The 22,721-nt window shown below is 68.4% G+C and carries 18 protein-coding genes and 1 tRNA gene; 13 read left to right on the top strand and 6 right to left on the bottom strand.

What is annotated here, in order from left to right:
• Positions 1 to 2: 2 nt before the first annotated feature.
• The gene (recJ, locus tag PBT88_RS01260; RefSeq protein WP_270077451.1) at positions 3 to 1,772 is read left to right on the top strand and encodes a single-stranded-DNA-specific exonuclease RecJ; all 1,770 of its coding nucleotides are present in this window, start codon (positions 3 to 5) and stop codon (positions 1,770 to 1,772) included.
• A 48-nt stretch (positions 1,773 to 1,820) separates the two neighbouring features.
• Positions 1,821 to 1,896, top strand: a tRNA-Glu gene (locus tag PBT88_RS01265).
• A 10-nt stretch (positions 1,897 to 1,906) separates the two neighbouring features.
• On the opposite strand, the gene PBT88_RS01270 is transcribed toward PBT88_RS01265, so the two are convergent.
• A complete protein-coding gene (locus PBT88_RS01270; protein WP_270077452.1) occupies positions 1,907 to 2,032 on the bottom strand; it encodes a hypothetical protein in 126 nt (41 codons plus the stop codon).
• A 107-nt stretch (positions 2,033 to 2,139) separates the two neighbouring features.
• Between PBT88_RS01270 and PBT88_RS01275 the strand changes: the two genes are divergently transcribed.
• The 4 genes from PBT88_RS01275 (at position 2,140) to PBT88_RS01290 (ending at position 4,945) form a co-directional block, all read left to right on the top strand.
• A complete protein-coding gene (locus tag PBT88_RS01275; protein ID WP_270077453.1) occupies positions 2,140 to 2,304 on the top strand; it encodes a hypothetical protein in 165 nt (54 codons plus the stop codon).
• Between the two features lie 51 nt (positions 2,305 to 2,355).
• Positions 2,356 to 2,541 (top strand): hypothetical protein, encoded by a 186-nt coding sequence (locus tag PBT88_RS01280; protein ID WP_270077454.1) that lies wholly within the window; start codon positions 2,356 to 2,358, stop codon positions 2,539 to 2,541.
• Positions 2,542 to 2,586: 45 nt separating this feature from the next.
• Complete coding sequence (locus PBT88_RS01285) at positions 2,587 to 3,474, top strand: bestrophin family protein (RefSeq protein WP_270077455.1); 888 nt, start codon at positions 2,587 to 2,589, stop codon at positions 3,472 to 3,474.
• Positions 3,475 to 3,730: 256 nt separating this feature from the next.
• Positions 3,731 to 4,945, top strand: coding sequence for an MFS transporter (locus tag PBT88_RS01290; RefSeq protein WP_270077456.1), 1,215 nt, complete (start codon positions 3,731 to 3,733; stop codon positions 4,943 to 4,945).
• A 34-nt stretch (positions 4,946 to 4,979) separates the two neighbouring features.
• Here PBT88_RS01290 and PBT88_RS01295 read toward each other — a convergent pair whose 3' ends face one another.
• On the bottom strand, positions 4,980 to 7,331 hold the full coding sequence (locus tag PBT88_RS01295; RefSeq protein ID WP_270077457.1) for a TonB-dependent receptor: 2,352 nt from the start codon (positions 7,329 to 7,331) through the stop codon (positions 4,980 to 4,982).
• 281 nt (positions 7,332 to 7,612) lie between these two features.
• Here PBT88_RS01295 and PBT88_RS01300 point away from each other — a divergent pair, with 281 nt between their 5' ends.
• Genes PBT88_RS01300 through PBT88_RS01310 form a run of 3 tightly spaced genes read left to right on the top strand, consistent with a single transcriptional unit; the run spans position 7,613 to position 11,537 of the window.
• Positions 7,613 to 8,443 (top strand): aldo/keto reductase, encoded by an 831-nt coding sequence (locus PBT88_RS01300; RefSeq protein WP_270079135.1) that lies wholly within the window; start codon positions 7,613 to 7,615, stop codon positions 8,441 to 8,443.
• Positions 8,440 to 9,522 carry an LLM class flavin-dependent oxidoreductase gene (locus tag PBT88_RS01305; RefSeq protein WP_270077458.1) on the top strand — a complete coding sequence of 361 codons (1,083 nt, stop codon included), beginning with the start codon at positions 8,440 to 8,442 and terminating at the stop codon, positions 9,520 to 9,522. The genes PBT88_RS01300 and PBT88_RS01305 overlap by 4 nt, the downstream gene beginning before the upstream one ends.
• Before the next feature lie 11 nt (positions 9,523 to 9,533).
• On the top strand, positions 9,534 to 11,537 hold the full coding sequence (locus PBT88_RS01310; protein WP_270077459.1) for an alpha-glucosidase: 2,004 nt from the start codon (positions 9,534 to 9,536) through the stop codon (positions 11,535 to 11,537).
• Between the two features lie 36 nt (positions 11,538 to 11,573).
• On the opposite strand, the gene PBT88_RS01315 is transcribed toward PBT88_RS01310, so the two are convergent.
• The 4 genes from PBT88_RS01315 to PBT88_RS01330 are packed head-to-tail and all read right to left on the bottom strand — an operon-like array spanning position 11,574 to position 16,366.
• Positions 11,574 to 12,353 carry an ABC transporter ATP-binding protein gene (locus tag PBT88_RS01315; protein ID WP_270077460.1) on the bottom strand — a complete coding sequence of 260 codons (780 nt, stop codon included), beginning with the start codon at positions 12,351 to 12,353 and terminating at the stop codon, positions 11,574 to 11,576.
• On the bottom strand, positions 12,317 to 13,321 hold the full coding sequence (locus PBT88_RS01320; RefSeq protein WP_270077461.1) for a FecCD family ABC transporter permease: 1,005 nt from the start codon (positions 13,319 to 13,321) through the stop codon (positions 12,317 to 12,319). Before PBT88_RS01320 ends, PBT88_RS01315 begins: the two co-directional genes overlap by 37 nt.
• A gap of 10 nt (positions 13,322 to 13,331) precedes the next feature.
• Positions 13,332 to 14,291: an ABC transporter substrate-binding protein gene (locus tag PBT88_RS01325; RefSeq protein ID WP_270077462.1), complete on the bottom strand. Its 960-nt coding sequence runs from the start codon at positions 14,289 to 14,291 to the stop codon at positions 13,332 to 13,334.
• Complete coding sequence (locus tag PBT88_RS01330) at positions 14,288 to 16,366, bottom strand: TonB-dependent receptor (protein ID WP_270077463.1); 2,079 nt, start codon at positions 16,364 to 16,366, stop codon at positions 14,288 to 14,290. Before PBT88_RS01330 ends, PBT88_RS01325 begins: the two co-directional genes overlap by 4 nt.
• A 324-nt stretch (positions 16,367 to 16,690) precedes the next feature.
• Here PBT88_RS01330 and PBT88_RS01335 point away from each other — a divergent pair, with 324 nt between their 5' ends.
• The 4 genes from PBT88_RS01335 (at position 16,691) to bglX (ending at position 22,645) form a co-directional block, all read left to right on the top strand.
• Positions 16,691 to 17,908 carry an MFS transporter gene (locus PBT88_RS01335; RefSeq protein ID WP_270077464.1) on the top strand — a complete coding sequence of 406 codons (1,218 nt, stop codon included), beginning with the start codon at positions 16,691 to 16,693 and terminating at the stop codon, positions 17,906 to 17,908.
• A 172-nt stretch (positions 17,909 to 18,080) separates the two neighbouring features.
• Entirely contained in the window at positions 18,081 to 19,040 is a 960-nt protein-coding gene (locus PBT88_RS01340; RefSeq protein WP_270077465.1) for a LacI family DNA-binding transcriptional regulator, read from the top strand.
• Between the two features lie 110 nt (positions 19,041 to 19,150).
• The gene (locus PBT88_RS01345) at positions 19,151 to 20,272 is read left to right on the top strand and encodes an acyltransferase family protein (RefSeq protein WP_270077466.1); all 1,122 of its coding nucleotides are present in this window, start codon (positions 19,151 to 19,153) and stop codon (positions 20,270 to 20,272) included.
• A gap of 66 nt (positions 20,273 to 20,338) precedes the next feature.
• Positions 20,339 to 22,645 (top strand): beta-glucosidase BglX, encoded by a 2,307-nt coding sequence (bglX, locus tag PBT88_RS01350; RefSeq protein WP_270077467.1) that lies wholly within the window; start codon positions 20,339 to 20,341, stop codon positions 22,643 to 22,645.
• Positions 22,646 to 22,721 lie beyond the last annotated feature (76 nt).

Here is a 22,721-nt window from a genome sequence, read left to right on the forward strand (position 1 = left end):
GCATGACCCTTGCCGCACCCTGTGGAGTGACCCGTTCGATCCTCGGCCAGCCGTGGCGCTGGCGGGGCCTGGCCAGCGACGATGGCGATGCCGGCTTCCGGCCCGATGCGCTGGTCGATCAGCTGCTGATGGCGCGGGGTTGCCCGCGGGAGGCGCTCGACAGCCATCGCGTGCCGACCATCCGCGGCTTCATGCCCGATCCGTCGATCTTCCGCGACATGGACAAGGCCGCCGATCGTCTGGCCGATGCCGTGGAGCGCCAGGAGCGGGTGACGATCTTCGGCGACTATGACGTCGATGGGGCGACCTCGGCGGCGCTGATGATCCGCCTGCTGCGCGACCTCGGCCTCCATGCCGGCGCCTACATCCCCGATCGCCTGCTCGAAGGCTATGGCCCGTCGGCGGACGCGCTGGTGATGCTGGCCGAACAGGGCGCGAGCCTGGTCGTCACCGTCGATTGCGGTGCGATGGCGTTCGAGGCGCTGCAGGCCGCGCACGACGCCGGGCTCGACGTGATCGTGGTCGATCATCACAAATGCGCGACGGTGCTTCCCGTCGCCCACGCGCTGGTCAACCCGAACCGGCTCGACGAGGGCGAGGGCGCGGCGCATGGCCATCTCGCCGCCGTCGGCGTCGCCTTCCTGCTCGGCGCCGCGCTGATCCGCACCCTGCGCGCGCGGGGATGGTTTGCAACGCGTGCCGAACCGAAGCTGCTGGAGCTGCTCGATATCGTCGCGCTCGGCACGGTCGCCGACGTGGCGCAGCTGAAGGGACTCAACCGCGCGTTCGTGGCGCAGGGATTGAAGGTGATGGCGGGTCGTCGCAACATCGGCCTCGCCGCGCTGATCGAAGCCTCGCGCCTCACCCGGAACCCGACCGCGACCGATCTCGGTTTCGCGCTCGGCCCCCGGATCAACGCCGGCGGGCGGGTCGGCCGCGCCGATCTCGGCGTCCGCCTGCTGACCACGCAGGACGAGGGCGAGGCGCGCGCGATCGCCGCCGAGCTCAACCAGTTCAACGAGGATCGCCGTGCCATCGAGCAGGCGGTGCGCGAGGAGGCCGAGGCGAAGCTCGCCGGCCAGGGCAACCGCGCCGTTTCGGTGATTTCGGGTGCCGGCTGGCACCCCGGCGTGATCGGCATCGTCGCCAGCCGCATCAAGGAGCGTTCGGGCAAGCCGGCGATCGTCGTCGCGCTCGATGGCGGCATCGGCAAGGGATCGGGGCGCTCGATCTCGGGCGTCGATCTCGGCGCGGCGGTGCTCGCCGCCAAGGATATGGGCCTGCTGGTGGCGGGCGGCGGCCATGCGATGGCGGCGGGGCTGACCATCGACGAGGCCAAGCTCGATGCCTTCGCCGAATTTCTCGACGAGCGCCTCGCCGCCGATGTCGCGATCGCATCGGACAAGCGCGCGCTGTTGCTGGATGCGGTGGTCGGTCCGGGCGGCGTCACTCCAGCGCTGGTCGAGGCGCTGGAGGCGGGCGGCCCTTACGGCGCCGGCTGGCCCGGCCCGCGCGTCGCGGCGGGCCGGGTGCGGGTGGTGAAGGCCGATGTCGTCGGCACCGGCGGCCATGTCCGCGCGATCGTGGCCGGAGACGATGGCCGCTCGATCAAGGCGATGGCCTTTGGGTCGGCCGATACCGCGCTCGGCCAGGCGCTGCTCGGGGCGGGTTCGACGCGCAAGCTGTGGCTGGCCGGCCGGGCGCGGATCGATGACTGGGCGCAGCGTCCGTCGGCCGAACTGCATGTCGATGACGCCGCCTGGGCCGATTGATGCGCTTGACCCGGCGGGATGCGTGCCCTAAGCGCCCGCAACCGAGACGGCCCCATCGTCTAGCGGTCTAGGACGTCGCCCTTTCACGGCGAAAACACGGGTTCGATTCCCGTTGGGGTCACCAGTGGCGGAAATCAGCCACTTTTGCCGGATCGGGCCGGCAGATTTGCCACCGGCATCGCCAGCAATTTGCCACCCTTGATGCTCGCGGCGGCCGTCTGGGCGATCATGGGCACGCGCATGACGTAGCGGCGGGCCATCGCGGCCCCATGCCGGGAATCGCGCCTGACTCCCTGTCTGAGATGTCGAACTCGAGAAGATAGCGGCACGCCTTCTTGTGGGAACGCGAAAGGAGCGGGGCGCGGCCATGGCGCTCGTTTGCCGCGCGACCTCCGGCAAGTGGGGCCTGCTCGCGCAGGCCGAGAGCGATCTCGCCCTCGATGACGCGATGGGCGAATGCGGGCTTCACGATGCCGCACGACGCCGCACGATGCCGCAGCGCGGCAAAGATATGTTACAAGGCAGTCGGTGACGGGACATCGGGACATGGAATGACACTCACCGTTCCAACGGAGATTTGCCCATGCCGCCCGCCGACAATTCCGCCCAGGCCAGCGTCGCGACGATGGTGATGGGCCGGCTGCTGCTGGCCGCGTTCGGCCTCGGTAGCCTGGCTTTCCTGATCGCGATCGATCGACCACAATGGTTTCACATCCATCCGGCGAATGGCGTTGCGGCCGCGCCGCCTCATGCCGCACGACCGTTATGAGCATCGCCCCGTCGTCATCGGCGCGTTCCAGCAAGAGGTAGAGCCATGATCGTCACTGCGGTTCCCCGCTTCAAACGGATCGTCACGGAGATCTGGCGGCCGCTCCTCCTGCTGTTCGCATGGGACGTGATCGTCACCGCGACTTATTATATCCTGCCGTTCAAGGCGCCGGACCTGCCGCTGGCGCTGTTCGGTTCGGCATTGGCGCTGTTCCTCGGCTTTCGGAGCAATTCGGCTTATCAGCGCTGGTGGGAGGGGCGCATCCTCTGGGGCCAGATGATCAATGCCAGCCGCAGCCTGGCGCGTGCGGCGCGCAATTTCCTGCCCGATCCGCAGGCGCTCGACATGAAGCGCAGCATCGTGCTGCGCCAGATCGCCTATGTGAACGCCCTGCGCTGCCAGCTGCGACGCCAGCCGCCCGATGCCGAAGTGCTCCGCTTCCTGTCCCGCGGCGAGGCTGATTTCGCGCTGGCGCGGACCAATGTGGCGAACGGCATTGTCGACGGCACCGGGCGACGCATCGACCTCGCGCGGCGCAACGGCTGGATCGACACCATCCAGCAGGTGTCCATGGAACGGGTGCTGATCGACATCGCCAACGCGCAGGGCGGCATGGAGCGTCTCAAGAACACGCCCTTGCCCAACCAATATCGTTTCTTCCCGATGCTGTTCACGCATCTCTTCTGCGTCTTCCTGCCGCTCGGTCTGGTCGATGCCTTGGGGTTCGCGACGCCGCTGGGCTCCACGGTCGCGGGATTCATGTTCCTCACCGTGCTGGCGATCGGCGACGATCTGGTCGATCCGTTCGCCAACACCGTCCACGATGTGCCGCTTCTCGCCATGTGCCGGACGATCGAGATCGATCTGCTCCAGGCGATCGGCGACGATGCGCCCGAGCCGGCACGACCGGACGGCAGCTGCGTTCTGTGGTGATCGATGCGCGAGACGCCCCGGGTCATCGGCGGCCGGCCGGCAATCGGCAGGGCATCCGCGCCTTCTCGCGTCTAGAAAGGCTGGTCGACCGTCTGCGTCCGTGCGCCGATGCCATCGGCGGCGATGCGATGCTGTCGGCCAGTCGGGCCGGGCGTGGCGGCGCCGGCCAGGAAGATATCGCATCCGTCCTTCAAGATTCCGTGCTTTGACGCAGCACCCCGCCGCGGACAACCGTGGCGCCGATGGAAAAGACAGGATGACCCGCGACATGGCGGGCGGCGCACGGCGGATGATCGTGGCTTTGGCGTTCGCGGCGATCATGCTCAACTATGTCGATCGCCAGATGATCGCGCTGCTGAAACCGACCCTGCAAGCGCAGTTCGGCTGGGACGATCGCGACTATAGCCACATGGCCTCCGCCTTCCAGCTCGCCGCCGCCGTGGCGTTCCTAGGCAGCGGCTGGTTCATCGACCGGATCGGGCTGCGGCGCGGCTTCGCGATCGGGGTCGGGGTGTGGAGCCTCGCCGGCATGGCCCATGCGGTCGTCACCAGCGTCGGCGGCTTCATCGGCGTGCGCGCGCTGCTCGGGGCGGCAGAATCGATCGGCACGCCGGCCCAGGTCAAGACCGCGGCGGCCTATTTCCCGCCGGAGCAGCGATCGATCATGATCGGCATCGGCAACATGGCCCCCAATCTCGGCGCGGTGCTCACCCCGCTGATCATCCCGCCGCTCGCGCTGTGGCTGGGATGGCGGGCGACCTTCCTGCTGACCGGCGGTGCCGGGCTGGTCTGGGTGATACTGTGGCTGCTCGCCCCGCGCCCGCCCGCACAGGCTGCGCCGGCCGACGCCACCCCCCGGATATCCTCGGGCGCCATGCTGCGCGATCGCCGGCAATGGGCGCTGATCGCCGCCAAGGCGTTCAGCGACGAGGTGTGGTGGTTCCTGCTGTTCTTCGCGCCCGATCTCTTCCACCGGCTGTTCGGGCTCGATCAGGGCGCGCTCGGCCTGCCCGTCGCCTTCATCTACACGATGGCCGCGCTCGGATCGCTGAGCGGCGGCTGGCTGCCGGGGCGGCTGATGGCCCGCGGGGCCGACGCCAACCGCGCGCGCAAGCGCTCGCTGCTGCTCTATGCGCTGCTGATCCTGCCGGTCCCCGCGCTGCTGCTGACCCACAGCGCCTGGGTGGCGGCGGGGCTGCTCGGGCTGGCGCTGTTCGCGCATCAGGGCTTCTCGACCAACGTGTTCGGCATGGCGACCGACCTGTTCCCCGCGCACCGGGTCGGGACGGCGATCGGGATCGGCGCCTTCGCCGGCAATCTGGCGGGGATGGCGATGATCGAGGGGGCGGGCTGGTCGCTCGACGGCGGCTTCGGCTATGCCCCGCTGCTGCTGATCTGCGGCGGCTCCTATCTGGTCGCGCTGGCGCTGATCCAGTGGCTGGTGCCGCGCATCGAGATGGCGGCGGACTGACGGGGCCGGCCGCGCCGCCGACCCCCGCCGGAGATCAGAAATTCACCCGGCCGGTGACGCCCCAGTAGCGATCGGCGTCGCGCGAAATCTGGTAGCGGTACGAGCCGCCCGGCCCGCCGCTCTGGATCGCTGCCGCGAAGCTCTCGTCGGTGAGGTTGCGGACCTGGAAGGTCAGGCGATAGCGATCATGGGTGTCGCCGATCCCGGCGGACAGGTTGACCAGCGCATAGCCGTGGATGGTGGTCTGCGCGCGCACCACCGGATCGGGCGAGAATTGGGAAAGCTCCTTGCTCTCATAGCTGCCCTGCGCGCCGAGGAAGACGTCGATCGGGCCGCCGGTGCGCCAGCGATAATCGGCCGACAGCGAGCCCTTCCACTTGGGCGCATAGATGAGCGGCGTGCCCGACGGGATGATCGCGGTCGCCGCCGCGCCCGGCGCGACCTTGAAGCGGTCGACATGCGCGTCGGTATAGGCGACGCCGCCATTGATCGCGAGATCGCGCAGCGGGCGCCAGACCAGATCGGCCTCGGCGCCGCGGGTCGAGACGGTGCCGGCATTGGTGAAGCGGGTCGTCACCACGCCCGCCACCAGATCCGGGTTGTTCGCCTGGAAATTGTGATATTTGGTGTAGAAGGCGTCGATGTTGAGCACCAGCGTGCCACCGAACAGCGTGTTCTTGAGCCCCGCCTCGAAGGCGTTGGAGGTTTCCGGCGCGATCACGTTGGTGCCGGTCGCGGTCAGGTTGTAGAAGACGTTGAACGCCGGCCCCTTATAGCCGCGCGTGTAGCTGACATAGGCGGTGGTGCCCCGCGTCACGTCATATTGCAGCGCCGCCTTGCCCGACAGGTTGGTGCTGGTCGCCTTGCCCTGCCACGGCACGCCGTTGGAATAGCTGCCGGGGTTGCTGAGTCCGGCGACGGTGGCGTCATAGACACCCTGATCGAAATTGCTGTTGATCCCCGGCCCGGCCAGCGTCGTGCGGCGGATCGCGAAGACGTTGAGCTGGTCCATCGTGTAGCGCGCGCCGCCGATGAAGCGGAAGCGATCGGTGAGGTTGAGCGTGCCCTGCCCGAACAGTGCGAGATTCTTGAAGCGCGAGCCGAAGTCGGCGGTGCCGGTCGGATAGGTCGAGGCGTTGGCCAGCGGGCTGGTGCAGGGCGTCAGCGTGGTCGGCGCGACACCGCTGGCCGGCGTGCAGACCTGATCGTAGCGGGTGAATTTCCGCTCCGACCAGGCGTTGGAATAATAAGCGCCGACGACATAGGACAGCAGCTGGTGGACCGGCGAGGCCAGCCGGATCTCCTGGCTGAAGGTGTGCGAGGTCTCCGGGCCGAAATCGTGGAGCTGGTTGAACCCGATATAGGCCTGCGGCAGCCAGTCGCCATCGCGGATCTCGGTGTTCTTCCAGTGGCGATAGGCGGTGATCGTCGTGACCGTCTGGGTGCCGAGCGCGAAGTCGCCCTGCAGCGAGAAGCCGTAGCCGGTCTCCCTGGTGCGGGTGACCAAATCCTGATCGACGGTGCGGCTCTTGTCGCCCTTGGGGGTCGGCAGCACCTGGAAGGCGGCGCTGCTGGTCGGCACGCCGGCCGACGTCAGCGCGCCGGTGCCGATGATCTCGGCGCAGCAGTCGTCATTGTTATGGTGATAATCGGCGATGAAGGCGAATTTCGCCTTGTCGGACGGTTCCCACGTCACCTGCTCGCGGCCGCCATAATGCTTGTAGCCATTGACCTTGTGATCGACGTTCGGCGCGACATTGTGGATGTTGCCGTCATAGCTGCCGTAGAAGCCGGTGAAGCGGGTCAGCAGGGTCGGGGTGATCGGCACGTTGAGCACCGCGCGCTCGCGAAACTCGTTGCCGCTATAATAGCTGCTCTCGAACGATCCGCCGAACCGCGCGGTCGGTTGCTGCGAGACGATGTTGATGACGCCGGCGGAGGCGTTCTTGCCGAACAGCGTGCCCTGCGGGCCGCGCAGCACCTCCATCCGATCGATGTCGATCAGATCGCCGAACGCCTCGCCCGAACGGGCATAGACGACGCCGTCCAGCACCGTGGAGACCGACGGCTCGCCCGCGATCGAGAAGGACGAGGTGCCGACTCCGCGCAGGAAGATCGATTGGTTGAGGGTGGTGCCCGACTGGAGCACGTTGAGCGAGGGGACGAGGGCGACCGCGCCCTGGATATTGGGCTTGCCCTGCGCCGACAGCGCGTCGCCCTTCACCACCGAGACCGCCAGCGGCACCTCCTGCAGGCGCTCGCTGCGCTTCTGCGCGGTGACCACGATCTCGCCGGGGCCGTTCGCGCCGGCCGGGGCGGCGGGTGCCGCGGTCTGCGCCCAGGCCGGCATCGCCAGCCCTGCCAACAGTGCCGCAGCACTCGTCATCGTCCTACGCACTATGGCTCGCCCCTTCTGTTCGTCCGCTTTCCGCTCGCTGGGGACGTAGCTGCCTCTATGTTCGGCCATTTGCAGCCCGAGAGCTTCTTGGGGCCGGCAAAGGGAAACTTGAGTGCAAGGCTAGGGATCAGTGCAGACGCCCCCTTTTGCTGGCCGCCACCGCATGGCATGGGCGCGGGGTGACCGATATCAGCCCTCCGCTCAGCAGCCCCGCCCCGCATCGCCCGCTTGGCGGCAGCGGATTGACCGTCAGCGCCCTCGCCTGGGGCATGTGGCGCTTTGCCGGCGATGATGTCGCTGCCGCCCGTGCCCGGATCGAGGCGGCGTTCGACGCCGGCATCACGCTGTTCGACACCGCCGATATCTATGGCCCGGACAATGGCGAGCCGTTCGGTGCGGCGGAAGCGCTGCTCGGCCGGGTGCTCGCCGAGACACCGGCGCTGCGCGACCGGATGGTGCTCGCCACCAAGGGCGGCATCCGCATGGGCGTGCCTTATGATTCGGGTCCGACCGCGCTGGCGGGGGCGATCGACGATTCGCTCGCCCGCCTCGGCACCGATCGCGTCGAGCTCTATCAGATCCACCGGCCCGATCTGCTGACTCATCCGCAGGAGGTCGCTCGCACGCTCGACGATGCGCGGCAGGCCGGTAAGATCGTCGCGATCGGCGTCTCCAACCACACGCCGGCGCAGGCGGCGGCGCTGGCCCATTTCCTGCCGGTGCCGCTGGTCAGCCACCAGCCGGAATTCTCCGCGCTGCACCTCGCGCCGCTGTTCGACGGTATCGTCGATCAGGCGATGGAGCGCGACATGGCGCTGCTCGCCTGGTCGCCGCTCGGCGGCGGCCGGCTGGCGCGGGCCGAGGATGCGCGCAGCCAGGCCGTCGCGGCTTTGCTCGACGCCAAGGCGGCGGACGCCGGCGTCGATCGCGCCGCCGCCGCCTATAGCTGGATCATGGTGCATCCGGCCCGGCCGATCCCGATCGTCGGCACGCAAAACCCGCAGCGTATCCGCGCCGCCGCCGACGCCTACAAACCGCGATGGACGCGCACCGAATGGTATGCCGTGTTGCAGGCTTCGATGGGAGAGTCCCTGCCATGACCGATGGATCGGCGCCCGGCCCCTGCGAAGTCAGCTGGTTCTCGGCCCTGTGTGACGATGATTACGAATTTCTCGGCCAGCCCGATCCCGCGCTGAAATCCAGTTTCGAGCATTGCCGCGACATCGTGCTGCAGGCGGAAAGCGGCGGCTTCGACAATATCCTGCTGCCCTCGGGCTATCAGCTCGGCATCGACACCACCGCCTTCGCCGCCGCGATCGCGCCGATGCTCAAGCGCATCGCGCTGCTGATGGCGGTGCGCGTCGGCGAGAGCTGGCCGCCGCAGCTGGCCCGCCAGATCGCCACGATCGATCGCATTCTGGGCGGCCGGCTCGCCGTCAACATCATCTCCTCCGATCTGCCCGGCGAGACGCTGCCCTCCGCGGCCCGCTACCGCCGCACGATCGAGGCGATGCACATCCTCAAGACGCTGCTGAACGGTCAGTCGCTCGATCATGACGGCGAGTTCTGGACGCTCAAGATCGATCCGCCGCGGATCGGCACCGTGTCCGGCAAGGCCCCGCCGCTCTACTTCGGCGGCCTTTCCGAGGACGCCCGCGAGGCGGCGGCGCAGGGCTGCGACGTCTATCTGATGTGGCCCGACAGGATCGAGGCGGTGCAGGCGATCATCGCCGACATGCGCGGCCGCGCCGCGAAGCATGGCCGCACGCTGCGCTTCGGCTATCGCGCCCATGTCGTGGTGCGCGATACCGAGGCCGAGGCGCGCACCGCCGCCGACCGGCTGCTCTCCAAGCTCGACGCGAGCGAGGGCGCCGCGATCCGCGCGAAATCGCTCGATTCGCAGTCCGTCGGCGTCGCCGCGCAGGCGGCGCTGCGCGAGGGCGCCGCCGATGATGGCTATGCCGAGGCCCATCTGTGGACCGGCATCGGCCGGGCACGATCGGGCGCGGGCGCGGCGATCGTCGGCGATCCCGATCAGGTGTTCGCCAAGCTCCAGGCCTATCGCGCCATGGGGATCGAGGCGTTCATCCTGTCGGGTTATCCCCACGCCGCCGAGGCCGACCTGTTCGCCCGCCATGTCCTCCCCCGGCTCGATCACGCGCCGCTGAGCCGCGATTGAGCCTGCCGGTCATGGATGCGTTGCGCCTCGTCGCGATCGATGGCGGGTTCGACCTGACGCTGGATGGCCGTCTGATCGTCCGTCACCGGCCGGATTCCCCCGCCCTGTTCGTGGGGCGCGGCCGACCCGACATCGCGATGGTGCGCGGCAATTTCGACATATCCGATCGGCTCGACGAGCGCATCGCGCTGCGCCATGCCACCTTCGATGGCGCCCGCATCGCGCTGGCCGCTCATGCTGACGCACCGCCGCTGCTGTATCTCGATCTCGACGGCGCGACGCTGCGCCCCGTCGCCACCGATCCCGCGCTCAACCGTTTCTGGCTGCGGATCGTCGCCGAGCCGGACGAGCAGCTCTGGGGCGCCGGCGAACAGCTTTCCTATTTCGGGCTCCGCGGCCGCCGCTTCCCGCTATGGACCTCGGAGCCGGGCGTCGGCCGCGACAAGGCCAGCGCGATCACCTTCCAGGCCGATGTCGCCGGGCAAGGCGGCGGCGACTATTGGAACACCAATTACCCCCAGCCGACCTGGCTGTCCTCGCGCCGCTACGCGCTGCATGTCGAGACGACCGCCTACAGCGCGTTCGACTTCCGCGATCCGGCCTTCCACGAGATCGAGGCCTGGGCGATTCCCGAGGCGATAGAATGGTTCGCCGCCGATCGCTTCGTCGATCTGGTCGGCCAGCTCTCGACCCGCTTCGGCCGGCCGCCACGGCTGCCCGACTGGGCCTTTTCGGGCGCGATCCTCGGGCTCAAGGACGGTGAGCGCAGCTTTGCGCGGATGGAGGCGATCATCGCCGCCGGCGCCGCCGTCACCGGCCTGTGGTGCGAGGATTGGGTCGGCCTGCGCGTCACCAGCTTCGGCAAGCGGCTGTTCTGGGACTGGACGGCCAATGAGGCCCGCTATCCCGATCTGCGCGCGCGGATCGCCGCACTGGCGACACGCGGCATCCGCTTCCTCGGCTATGTGAACCCCTATCTGGCGATCGACGGCGGTCTCTACCAGGAGGCGCTGGCGGCCGGGCATCTGGCGCTGAAACTCGATGCCGACGAGCCCTATCTGGTCGATTTCGGTGAGTTCGACTGCGGCATCGTCGACTTCACCAGTCCGGCCGCCGCCGACTGGTTCGCCGAGCGGGTGATCGGTCAGGAGATGCTCGATCTCGGTCTGGCCGGCTGGATGGCCGATTTCGGCGAATATCTGCCCACCGACGTGCGCCTCGCCAACGGCCTCGACGGGATGCTCGCCCACAATGCCTGGCCGACGATCTGGGCCGAGATCAACGCGCGGGCCGTCGCCGCGCGCGGGCAGACCGGCGAGGCGGTGTTCTTCATGCGCGCGGGGTTCACCGGGGTCTCGCGATATTGCCCGCTGCTCTGGGCCGGCGACCAGTCGGTCGATTTCTCGCGGCATGACGGGATCGGCACCGTGATCCGCGCGGCGTTGTCGTCGGGGTTGCTCGGCAACGCCTATCACCACAGCGATCTTGGCGGCTACACCAGCCTGTTCGGCAATGTCCGCACGCCCGGGCTGATGATGCGCTGGAGCGAGCTTTCCGCCTTTTCGCCGGTGATGCGCAGCCATGAAGGCAATCGGCCCGACGAGAATCTCCAGCTCGACGGCGATCCGCAGGTGCTCGATCATTTCGCGCGGATGAGCCGCATCCATGCCGCGCTGGCCCCCTATGTGGCGACGCTGTGCGACGAGGCCGTCGCGACGGGCCTGCCCTTGCAGCGGCCGCTGTTCCTGCACCATGAGGCGGATCCGAACGCCTTCGCGGTGGACGACGCTTTTCTCTACGGCCGAGACCTGCTCGTCGCGCCTGTTCTCGAGGCCGATCGCATCGACTGGCCGGTCTATCTGCCGGCCGGCGCTGAGTGGGTGCATCTGTGGTCCGGCGAAGCCTTTGGCGGGGGCACGCGGGTGACGATCGGCGCGACATTGGGGGCGCCGCCTGTCTTCTTCCGTGCTGATTCGGCGATGCGCGGGCTATTCGCGGAAATCTCCGATCTATAGCCATGGTCGCGCCGTAAACCCGGCCCAGGCGATGGGTTACGGGACGGCGCCACCGAGACGATCCAGCACGGTGTCGGGAATATCATAGCATCGGCTGAGCAGCGCGCGATCGATGACGGTGCGCGAAGGCCCGTCGGCGATGACATGACCCTCGTGCAGCGCGATGGCACGGCCGAAGCGGCGCAGCGCCTGATCCGGGTCGTGCGTCGTCGCGAGCACGGCGAAGCCGTCTGCGGACAGTTGCTGGAGCAGCGTCATCAGCCGCTCGCGCTGGCCGAGATCGAGCGCCGCGGTCGGCTCGTCCATCACCAGCGTCCGCGCGCCTTGCGCAAGCGCGCGCGCGATCAGCACCGACTGGCGCTCGCCGCCCGACAGCGCGGTGTAGAGCCGGTCGGCGAGATGCGCGATGCCGACGCGCTCGATCGCCTCGCCGGTGATCGTGTCGGCCGTCCTGCGGCGATCCCAGCCGGTCGCGGGCGCGCGGCCCATCGCGACCATCTCGGCGACGGTGAAGGGGAAGGTCGGCTGGTGGCTCTGCGGCACATAGGCGATGCGGGTGGCGATCTGCCGGCGCGACAGCGACGCGATCGGCTCGCCGTCGAGCAGCACGCGCCCGGCATCGGGCTTGAGCAGCCCGAGCAGCAGCCGCAGCAGCGTCGTCTTGCCCGATCCGTTGGCGCCGAGCAGCGCGACCATCTCGCCCGGCTCCAACGCGAGCGAGACGTCGCGCAGCACCGGCCGCCCATCGCGGCTGAGCGAGAGGGCTTCGGCGCGCAGGCTCATGCCCAGCCCCGGCGGACGCGCGGCAGCACGCACAGGAAGGCGATCACGCCGACCAGATCGGTGACGATCCCGATCGGGATCTCGGAAGGAGTGAGCGTGCGCGCGAGCGTGTCCGCGACCACCAGAAACGCCGCGCCGACGCAGGCGCAGACCGGCATCAGCCGACGATGCGCGGGGCCGGTAAGCAGCCGCACGATATGCGGCACGACGAGCCCGACCCAGCCGATCGTGCCCGCCAGCGTCACGGTCAGCGCGCAGGTCGCGGTGGCGATCGCGATCACGACCAGGCGGAGTTGGCGAACCGGCACACCGAGGCTCAGCGCCTCGTCGTCGGCGAGCACGAGCAGGTCGAGGAAACGTCCGCAGCCGATCAGCAGCGCGATGCCGATCGCCAGCGGCACGCCGGCGATGGCGAGCGCCGGGCCGCCCGCGCCGGTGAGGCTGCCGAGCAGCCAGAAGACGATGTCGGCGAGCGTGTTCTGCGGATCGGCGACATATTTGGCGAGAGACAGCAAGGCGGTGAACAAGGCGCCGCTGACGAGCCCGCCGAACACCAGCAGCAGGATGCCGCCGCCGCCCGCATCGTCGCGATCGCCGAACAGCCGCGCCACCAGCACGCCGAGCGCCACCGCCGCGGCGCCGCCCGCGAAGGTCAGCGCCATCCGCGCTGCGGGCGGAAGATCGAGTAGGATCGCCACCGCCGCGCCGAAGCCGCTGCCCGCGAGCACGCCGAGCAGGTCGGGCGACACCAGCGGGTTGCGGAACACCCCCTGATAGGCGGCGCCGGCGCTGGCGAGACCACCGCCGACGAGCATCGCGCCGAGGATGCGCGGCAGTCGCTCGTGCCACAGCAAAGTCACCGCGATCGGATCGCCGCTGGGACCGCCGATCCCGAACAGGCCGAGCAGCGCGGTGGGTGCGATCGGATAGCGGCCGATGCACGCCGATCCCGCGACGACGAGGACGAGCAGCAGGATCGACAGCGTCAGGCTTTGGCGCATCGCGTGCGGCTCAGGGCGCGGGCGGCAGCGAGGCGAGGATGCGATGCGCATCGGTATCGCTCAGCCGGTAGCCGTAGAAGCGCTGATAAAAGCGCTGGGTCTCGGCGGCCATGTCGCCGATCTTTGCCTGCTTGGGATGGAAGAGCTGCGCCGCCCATTGCAGCTGGAGCGCGAATTCGGGGCCGTAGCGATCCCAGGGGAAGACGCCAGCCGGATTGCGCACGATCCGCCGGCCGGCCATCGCCGGCACGCCCACCCAGGGATGGTCATCGGGGCCCTTGGCGGGGCCGCCGACGATGATGATGTCGGGATTCCACTGGGCGATCTGCTCGATCGAGATCGGCTTCTGGTTGCCGACCAGGCCTTCGGCGGCGTTGCGGCCGCCGGCTTCGCGGATCCAGGTGTCGATCATCGTGCCCGCCCCATCGGCTTTGAGCGGTGACCAGGAGACGAGATGAAGCACACGCGGCTTGCTGCTCTCGGGCAGCGCGCCGACCGTGGCGTGCAGCTTGCGCAACACGCCGGCGGTATAGGCTTCGTAGGCGTCAAGCCGCTGGTGGGCGAGCGGCGTGCCGATCGCGGCGGCGGTTTCGCGCAGACTCCGCGCCATGCCGGGCACGTCGGAGAAGGACATGTCGCGCGCATCGATGCCGAGCGCCTTGAGCCGCGCCGCCTCGGGCGCCTGCGCGGTGAAGACGAGCTTCACGCCATGCCCGGCGAGCGTCTCGGCATTGGCGGAGCCGACCGCGACGATCTGTGCCTGGTTGAGGACTGGGGCGATACGGAACATCCAGGGCTGCGCGGTCGGCGTGTCGACGGTGACGCGGATGCTCGAGGCGGCGCCCATCATCATCGTCATCGCATTGTGCGCGTACCAGAGGTCGGCGATCGGCGGCGGCGCGGTAGGCGCGGCGCCGATCAGCGCCGGCATCGCCAGTGCCAGCAGCGCGGGGAGGGCGATCCGCCTCACAGCGCCACCGCCATCGAGGCGGAGACGGTGCGCGGCTGGCCGAGCGACGCCGAGGCGTTGCCCGCGCCGGTATAGCCGTTGAGCCCGCCCGGCACGATGTTGGTCAGATAATGCTTGTCGGTGATGTTGGCGACATCCACGCGGAAGGTGACTTGATGGCCGTCGAGCGGCACCATCTTCTGCGCGCCGAGATCGACCGTGGTATAGCCCGGGGCGAAGAAACGGTTCTGGTCGTCGGTCGGCCGGTTGCTGGCGTGGCGGACGAAGGCGGTGAGCTGGAAGCCCGGCACATGCGGCACGTCCCAGGTGAACAGCGAGCTCATCACCCAGCGCGACAGGCCGACGATGCGCGTGTCGTCGGTCGCGGCGGAGGCCGTGTTCAGCAGCTTGGGATCGAGATAGGTGATCCCGCCGAACGCGGTGAGCCCCGGCAGGATGCGGCCATTGGCCATCAGCTCGGCGCCGCGGTTGCGCTGCTTGCCGTCCTGCTCGAACGCCAGCGTGCTCGCATTGATGTAGGCGAAGGGGCGGCTGATCTGGAAGACCGCCAGCGTCAGGTCGAGCGCCTTGAGACCGAGCTTGGCGCCGCCTTCATATTGTTTCGATCGGAACGGCGCGAGGATCTGGTTCTGGTTGCTGGCGCCCGCCGGCGCGGTGTCGCCCTGCTGCAGGCTATCGGCATAGGTCGCGTAGAACATCAGCCTGTCGACCGGCTTGTAGACGAGGCTGACCGACGGGCTGAACCCGTTGTTCGACGAGCGGCTCGTCGTCGCGCCCGTCGCCGCCGAATTGACCGAGCCGAGCCAGCTCTCGCTGCCGGTCAGCACCGCGCTCCAATGATCGCCGAGGCTGATCCGGTCGCTCGCCACCAGCACCTGCTGCCACGCGCGCGACGAGCGGTAGCGATCGGTGTAATCGGGCAATGCCGGCCGCGCGAAGGCACGCGGATCGGCGAGCGTCGCCGAGCCGAGCGTGAAGGTCTTGCCGCCAGTGGGATTGAAGTTCTTCCACACGAAGCCGTTGGTGCCGATGGCGAGGCTGTGATGCAACGGCCCCGTGTCGAAGCTGCCGTCGAGATAGGCCTGGTTGGACAGGATGGTGAAGCGGCTGGCGGTCGATGTCTGGATCGTCGCGGTATAGGCGCCGGTGGAGGCGTTGGTGATCGTGTCGGTGATCTGGCTGGTGTCGCGATCGGCGACCTGATCGAGCACGCCGACCACAAGATGCCAGTCGCCGCCGAGATCCTGCTTGAGCTTGGCGCTGCCCGTATAAGTGTGGTTGCGCTGGCCGGCATAGGGTTGCGCGTAGCCGGGCTTCGAGGGATCGATGGTGGCGGGGAAGGCGACGTTCGCCGCCGTCGCGAAGCTCGGTTCGACGCCATCAGTGACGTAGCGATAATAGCTGCCGTTGAGCTCGATCACCGTCGTCGGCGTGGCATGGATGTCGAAGGCGAGGCTGGCGAGCTGGCGGCTGACATGGCTGCTATCCAGATAGCCTTCGCCGGCCTCGTTGAGCAGGTTGGCGCGGACGCCGATCAGGCCGTGCAGCGCGGTGTCGGACGCATCGAGATGCTCGAGCCACAGATCGCCCGAGCCATAGCCGACGCGCGCATAGGCCATCGGCGTCGCGGTCGGGCGCTTGAGCGTATATTCGAAGGTGCCGGCCGGGTTGGTCGGGCCGTAGATCGCGCCGGACAGCCCGTTGAGCACCTGGATGTCCTGGAATTGCTGCGCCGGATAGTCGGTGGTGGAGACGATGTTGAAGCCATCGATCCGGCTGTTCTGGACGACGCTGCCCTGGAAGCCCCGGCTCTGCGGCCGGGCGCCGTCGCCCTGGACCGAGGGCAGATAGCGCAGCGCATCCTGGACGTTGCGGAGCTGCTGCTGCTCGATCAGCGCGGTGGGCACGATGTCGATCGCATTGGGGGTGTCGTGGACGTCGACGGTGCCGAGCGGCCCCAGCGATGCCCTTTGCGTCTGGGCGTGGACGGCGTCGTCGCTGGCGCCGGTGACGATGATGTCCCGGTGCGAGGGGCTGTCCTGCGCCGATACCGGTATGCTGGTGACGAGGCCCATGACCAGAGCCGCTGGAGTGCCGAACCGAAGCTGTCGCAAAAATCGACCTTTCCGCAGGATATATACCGCTGAATATAGCCCTCTAAGGCGGCCATCCGCTTTTTGCATCTGCAAACGCATTGCGGTGCAATATGTCGCGACGGCTGTCCGGCCGGTTGGCGGCCGCCTTCGCGACGCATTCCGCACCGATCATGCGGGCCGGAATCCGGTGTATGGGATCGCCTTGCGGGGCGGCCGATCAGGGCAACATGTGCAATGTGCAATCCCGCCGACCAAGTTCGCATCGGCACCGGTTTGACCTCGCCTGCGATCGGCTTATGTGCGGTGCAGCATAAATTTTCCTATTTTTTGAGCAACGTGATGGCGCCGAACCGACCGAAGATCCTGATCCTGCTCAGCGTCACCTGCACGGCGCTGACCTATTTCGCCGTCGGGTTGCCGCTTGCCGTTCTTCCCGGCTGGGTGCGCGATGATCTTGGTTATAGCGCCGCGCTCGCCGGGCTGGCGATCTCCATCCAATATGTCGCGACGATCGTCAGTCGCGGGATCGTCGGCCCGATGGTCGATCGGTCGGGGCCTAAGCGGGCCATCCTGATCGGCTTTGCGTGCAGCGTGGGCAGCGGCGCCGTCCTCATCGCCGCCGCGCTGCTCGCCGCTCGTCCGGTGCTGGCGCTGGGCACGCTCTTCGCCAGCCGGATCATCCTCGGCTTCGGCGAAAGCCTGGTCGGCACCGGCGCCATCGCATGGGGGATCGGCCGCACCGGGCCGGAGCATACCGCACGGGTCATCTCGTGGAACGGCATTGCCACCTATGCCGCGATCGCGCTCGGCGCGCCGGCCGGCGTGGTGCTGCTCCATCTCTGGGGCCTGGCGGCGGTGGGCGTCGCGTTGCTGAGCGTCGGCGTGGCCGGTTTCGCCTTCGCCTGGCCGCAGGCGAACATCACCACCCATGCCAGCGATCGCCTGCCCTTTGCCGCCGTGTTCAGCCGGGTGCTGCCCTATGGCCTGGCGCTCGGCCTCGGCGCGATCGGCTTCGGCGTGATCACCGCCTTCATCGCTCTCTATTACGGCGCGCATGGCTGGCCGAACGCCTGGATCGCGATCAGCGCTTTCGGCGTCGCATTCATCCTGGCACGCCTGATCTTCGTGAACAGCATCGCCAGACATGGCGGTCTCATCGTCGCCTTCTCATTCCTTTCGGTAGAGGCCGTCGGCCTGCTGATCGTCTGGCTGGCCTTCGTCCCGAGCATGGCGGTGCTCGGCGCGGCGACCGCGGGCTTCGGCTTTGCCCTGCTCTTCCCGGCGCTGGGGATGATCGTCGTCGATCTGGTGCCGCCGCAGAATCGCGGCGCGGCGATCGGCGCCTATTCGATGTTCACCGACGTGGCGTTGTGCGTCACCGGGCCGGTCGCCGGCGTGCTGGCCGGGGCGGCGGGATATCGCGCGCCGTTCCTCTTCGCCGCCGTCGCCGCCGCCATCGCGATCGCGCTGGTCTACGCGCTGATGCGGCGCCGGGCGCCGGTCGTCACCGCCCTGCGCTGAGGCCCCGGCCTGCGGGGCGCGCCGCCCGTCGCGTGATCGCTTGCCCCGGCGCGCCGGTTCGATCATGCCGCGCGGGACGATCGCTCAGCATGGCAGGCGCATGGGACGGCCACGACAAGATTCCAATCGCCTCACGATCGCGGACGTCGCCCGATCGGCGTCGGTCTCGGCGATGACGGTGTCGAACGTCATCAACCAGCGGGGGCGGGTCGGTATGGCGACGCGGGAGCGCGTGCTCGCGGCGATCGCGCGCCTGGGCTATGTCCCCAACCAGTCGGCGCGACGGCTGGTGGGCTCCGCGGTCGCCCATATCGGGCTGATCTACACCGACGTGGAGAGCATCTTCATCGACGCGATGCTTGCGGCGGTGGCGGTGGTCGCCGCCGAACGGGGCATCCAGCTTCATATCCGGCCGCTGGACCATGCGGCGCCCGAACGCATCACCGACGTCGCGCGAGACATGGTGGCGAAAGGCGCGCAGGCCTTGCTGTTGCTGCCGCCCTATGCCGAGATGATGGGCGAGGATGCGCACCGTCTCGATCTCGGCGTCCCCATAGCGGCGATCGCGACCGCTGCGCCGTTGCCGAACATTTCCACCGTTCGGATCGACAACCGCGCGGCAGCGCGCGCCATCACGGACCATCTGATCGCCAAAGGGCGCCGGCAGATCGCGATGGTGACCGGGCCGCGCCGGCATTCCGACAGCGTCGCGCGCGTCGAGGGCTATCGCGATGCGCTGGCGGCGGCCGGCCTGGCCTATGATCCCCGCCTCTGCGTGGACGGCGACTTCACATTCCCGTCCGGCTTGGTGGCGGCCGAAATGCTCCTCGGATCGGCGGTGCGGCCGGACGCCATCGTGGCCGGCAATGACGACATGGCGGCCGCCATCCTGTGGGTGGCGCACCAGCGAGGGCTTGCGCTGCCCCGGGATCTCTCCGTCACCGGCTTTGACGACACGATGATCGCGACGCGCGTGTGGCCACAGCTCACGACGATCAGGCAACCGCTCAAAATGATGGCCACCGAGGCCATGGCCTGTCTGGCGCAGGCGGTCAGGGAGCCGGATCACGATCACGCGCCCCGCGATATCATATTGCCGTTCCTGATGGTCGAACGCGCTTCGGTCCTGTGAAATAGCGGCTTGTGATTTAGCGTTAAATCACTCACCTCCTTGTCCCAATAATAAAGGGAGGATGGATGGAAGTCGCGCGGGCACTGCGCCAATCGGCGAGGAACAGGGATATGGACGCCTCGGCGTCTGCCGCGGCGCCCGACCGAACCGCCACGGGCAAAGAGCATTTCGAGGTGCTCGATGGCCTGCGCGGCACCGCCGCCATGCTGGTCGTCCTGTTTCATATCCAGGGAATCACCGTCTTCTGGGACGGGGCGAAGGTCATCCTCCATCACGCTCCGCTGGCGGTGGATTTCTTCTTCATGCTGTCCGGCTTCGTCATCGCTTATGCCTATGACGATCGCTGGGGGCGGATGGGTATCGGCCACTTCCTGACGCTGCGGCTGATCCGGCTGCACCCGCTCGTCATCCTGGGCGTGCTTCTCGGCCTGGCCAGCTACCTGTTCGATCCGTTGGCCGGCGCGGCCCAGAATGCGCCGCTGCCACGGATATGGCTCGCCTTCGCGCTCGGCCTGCTGCTGCTGCCGGCGCCGTCGCTCGCCAACCGCTGGACAGATACGCATCCGCTGAACGGCCCGTGCTGGAGCCTGCTGCAGGAATATGTCGGCAACATCGCCTATGCGCTCCTGCTGCGGCACCTGTCGGACCGTGCGCTGGGCATCCTTGCATGGGCAAGCGGCGCGCTGCTGGTGGGATGCGCCGTCTATCTCGGCAGCCTCGATCAGGGATCGGACTGGCACAGCCTCTGGATGGCGCCGGTGCGCCTTTGCTTCCCGTTCGTCACGGGGCTGTGGCTGTACCGGGCGAGACAGCGGCTGCCGCGCCTCCGCCTCGGCTGGCTGCCGCTGACCGTCATCATGGTCGCCGCGATGGCGTTCCCGACGCTGCCGCCGGTGGGCGGCATCAGGATCAACGGCCTCTACGAAGCAGCCTGCGTGACGATGCTGTTCCCGTTCATCGTGATGGCCGGCAGCCACTCCGATGCGGGACGCGGCATGACCGGCCTGTGCAGGGCGAGTGGCCGACTGTCCTACCCGCTCTACATGACCCATTTCCCGTTGCTGTACGTGTGGATGAACTATGTGGCGAACGACAGGCCGTCGCAGACCGCACTGATCGGGATCGGCCTCGCGCTCGTGCCGGCGTTGCTCGGGATCGCCTGGATCGCCGCCCGCTGCTGGGACGAACCCCTTCGGGCGTGGCTCCGCCGACGCCTGCGGGCGCGGGGCTAGGCCGCCATGCCCGACCATTTCCGACACCGCATTGCCACGCATCATCATTACGCAAGGGGAATATCCATGAAGGCATCACATACCCGCCGTCGGCTGGCGCTTGCGGGGGGCACCTCGCTCGCCTTGCTCGCCGCAGCATCCGCCTGTGCCGCGCAGGCCGCCGCGCCGTTGAGCGACGCTGCGGTGCGGGCGCGGGCCGACGCGCTGATCGCGCAGATGACGCCCGAGGAGAAAGCGGGGCAGATCACCCAATATTTCGATTTCACCTCCGCGCCCGACGAAGCCAAGCGCGTCACCGGCGAGATGGCGGCGGGGCGCGCCGGTTCGCTGCTGTTCGTCACCGACCCGGCCGAGCTGGACCGTCTGCAGCACATCGCGGTCGAGCAGACCCGGCTCAAAATCCCGCTGCTGTTCGGCTTCGACGTGATCCATGGCCTGCGCACGATCATGCCGGTGCCGATCGCGATGGCGGCCAGCTGGGATCCGAAGCTCGCCGAGGACGGGCAGTCGGTCGCCGCTTCGGAGGCGCGCGCCATCGGCCTGCACTGGGCGTTCGCGCCGATGGTCGACATCGCCCGCGATCCGCGCTGGGGGCGCATCGTCGAAGGCGCCGGCGAGGATCCCTATCTGGGCTCGGCGATGGCCGCCGCGCAGGTTCGCGGTTTCCAGGGCGCCTATATCGGCAGCCCCGGCCATATCATCGCCGGCCCCAAGCATTTCGCCGGCTATGGCGGCGCGCTGGGCGGTCGCGACTATGACGAGGTCAACCTGTCCGACAGCGAATTGTGGAACGTCTACCTCAAGCCGTTCAAGGCGGCGGTGGACGCCGGCGCCGGCAATATCATGAGCGCCTATATGGGGCTCAACGGCACGCCGGCATCGGGCAACCGCTGGCTGCTGACCGACGTGCTGCGCAAGAGCTGGGGCTTCAAGGGCTTCGTCGTGACCGATGCGGGCGCCGCCCATGATCTGATGACCCATGGCTTCGCGGCCGACAATCAGGATGCCGGCGTCCGCGCGCTGACCGCCGGTGTCGACATGGAGATGGCGCCGCCGTTCGGCGAATCCGCCTTCAAGACGCTTCCCCAGTCGCTGGCGGACGGCAAGATCACGACCGCCCAGCTCGACGAGGCCGTGCGCACCGTGCTGGAGACGAAGATCCGGATGGGACTGTTCGAGCATCCCTATGTCGACGTGAAGGCGGCCCAGCGCGTGCTCGACGATCCCGATCATCGGGTGACGGCCCGTATCGCGGCGGAACGCACCGCCGTGCTGCTGCGCAACGAGGGCGGTCTGCTGCCGCTCGACCGCAAGGGGGTGAAATCGATCGCTGTGCTCGGCCCGCTCGCCGATTCCAAGCGCGATACGTTGGGGCCCTGGGTGTTCGACCAGAATAACGACGAGACGGTGACGGTGCTGGCCGGCATCAAGGCCAAGGTCGGCGCCGGCGTCCGCGTCGACTATTCGGCGGGCGTCAGCATCCCGCCGCGGATGTTCCCGTCGATCTTCGAGACCGGGCCGATGGCCGCGGCCCCGCGCGTGACGGTGGACGACGACACCGAGATCCAGCGCGCCGTCAAGCTGGCGCGGGCCGCCGATATCGCGGTGCTGGTGCTGGGCGAGGGCTGGAGCATGGCCGGCGAGCAGGCCTCGCGCTCGTCCTTCGATCTGCCGGGCCGCCAGCAGGAATTGCTCGACGCCGTGACCGCCACCGGCAAGCCGGTCATCGTGCTGCTGATGAGCGCGCGACCGCTCGAACTGAAGGGCCGCAAGCCCCAGGCGCTGATGGACATCTGGTATCCGGGATCGCAGGGCGGCGCGGCGGTCGCCAACCTGCTCTTCGGTGAGGTCTCGCCGGGCGGCAAGCTGCCCTACACCTGGCCGCGCGATATCGGCCAGGTGCCGCTGCCCTATGCGCATCTGACGTCGTTCCAGCCGAAGACCGCCGAGCAGCGCTATTGGAACGAACCCAACTCGCCGCTTTACCCGTTCGGCTACGGGCTCAGCTACTCGACCTTCGCCTTCTCCAATCTCAGGATCGACAAGGCGCGGGTGGCGCTGAACGAGGCGGTGCCGGTTTCGGTCGACGTGAAGAATATAGGCGCGCGCAAGGCCGACGAGGTCGCGCAGCTTTACATCCACCAGCGATACGGCACTGCCGCCCGGCCGGTGCGGGAACTCAAGGGCTTTCAGCGCATCACCCTCAATCCGGGCGAAAGCCGGACGGTGCATTTCCTGCTGAAGCCGGAGGATCTCAGCTATTGGGCGTCTTCGACCCGCAGCTTCGTGCAGGATCAGACGGTTTTCGACGTGTTCGCCGGCGACGACTCCACCGCGTCGCTGACCGGGTCGTTCGAGGTCAAGCAGCCCTGAGCCGAGCGCGCCTCGCGCGCCATCATGCCGCCGCCGTTCGATCGTCCGAACGGCGGCGGCGACTTTGCCCGGAAGC

The sequence above is a fragment of the Sphingomonas abietis genome (assembly GCF_027625475.1).
Lineage (GTDB): Bacteria > Pseudomonadota > Alphaproteobacteria > Sphingomonadales > Sphingomonadaceae > Solisphingomonas > Solisphingomonas abietis.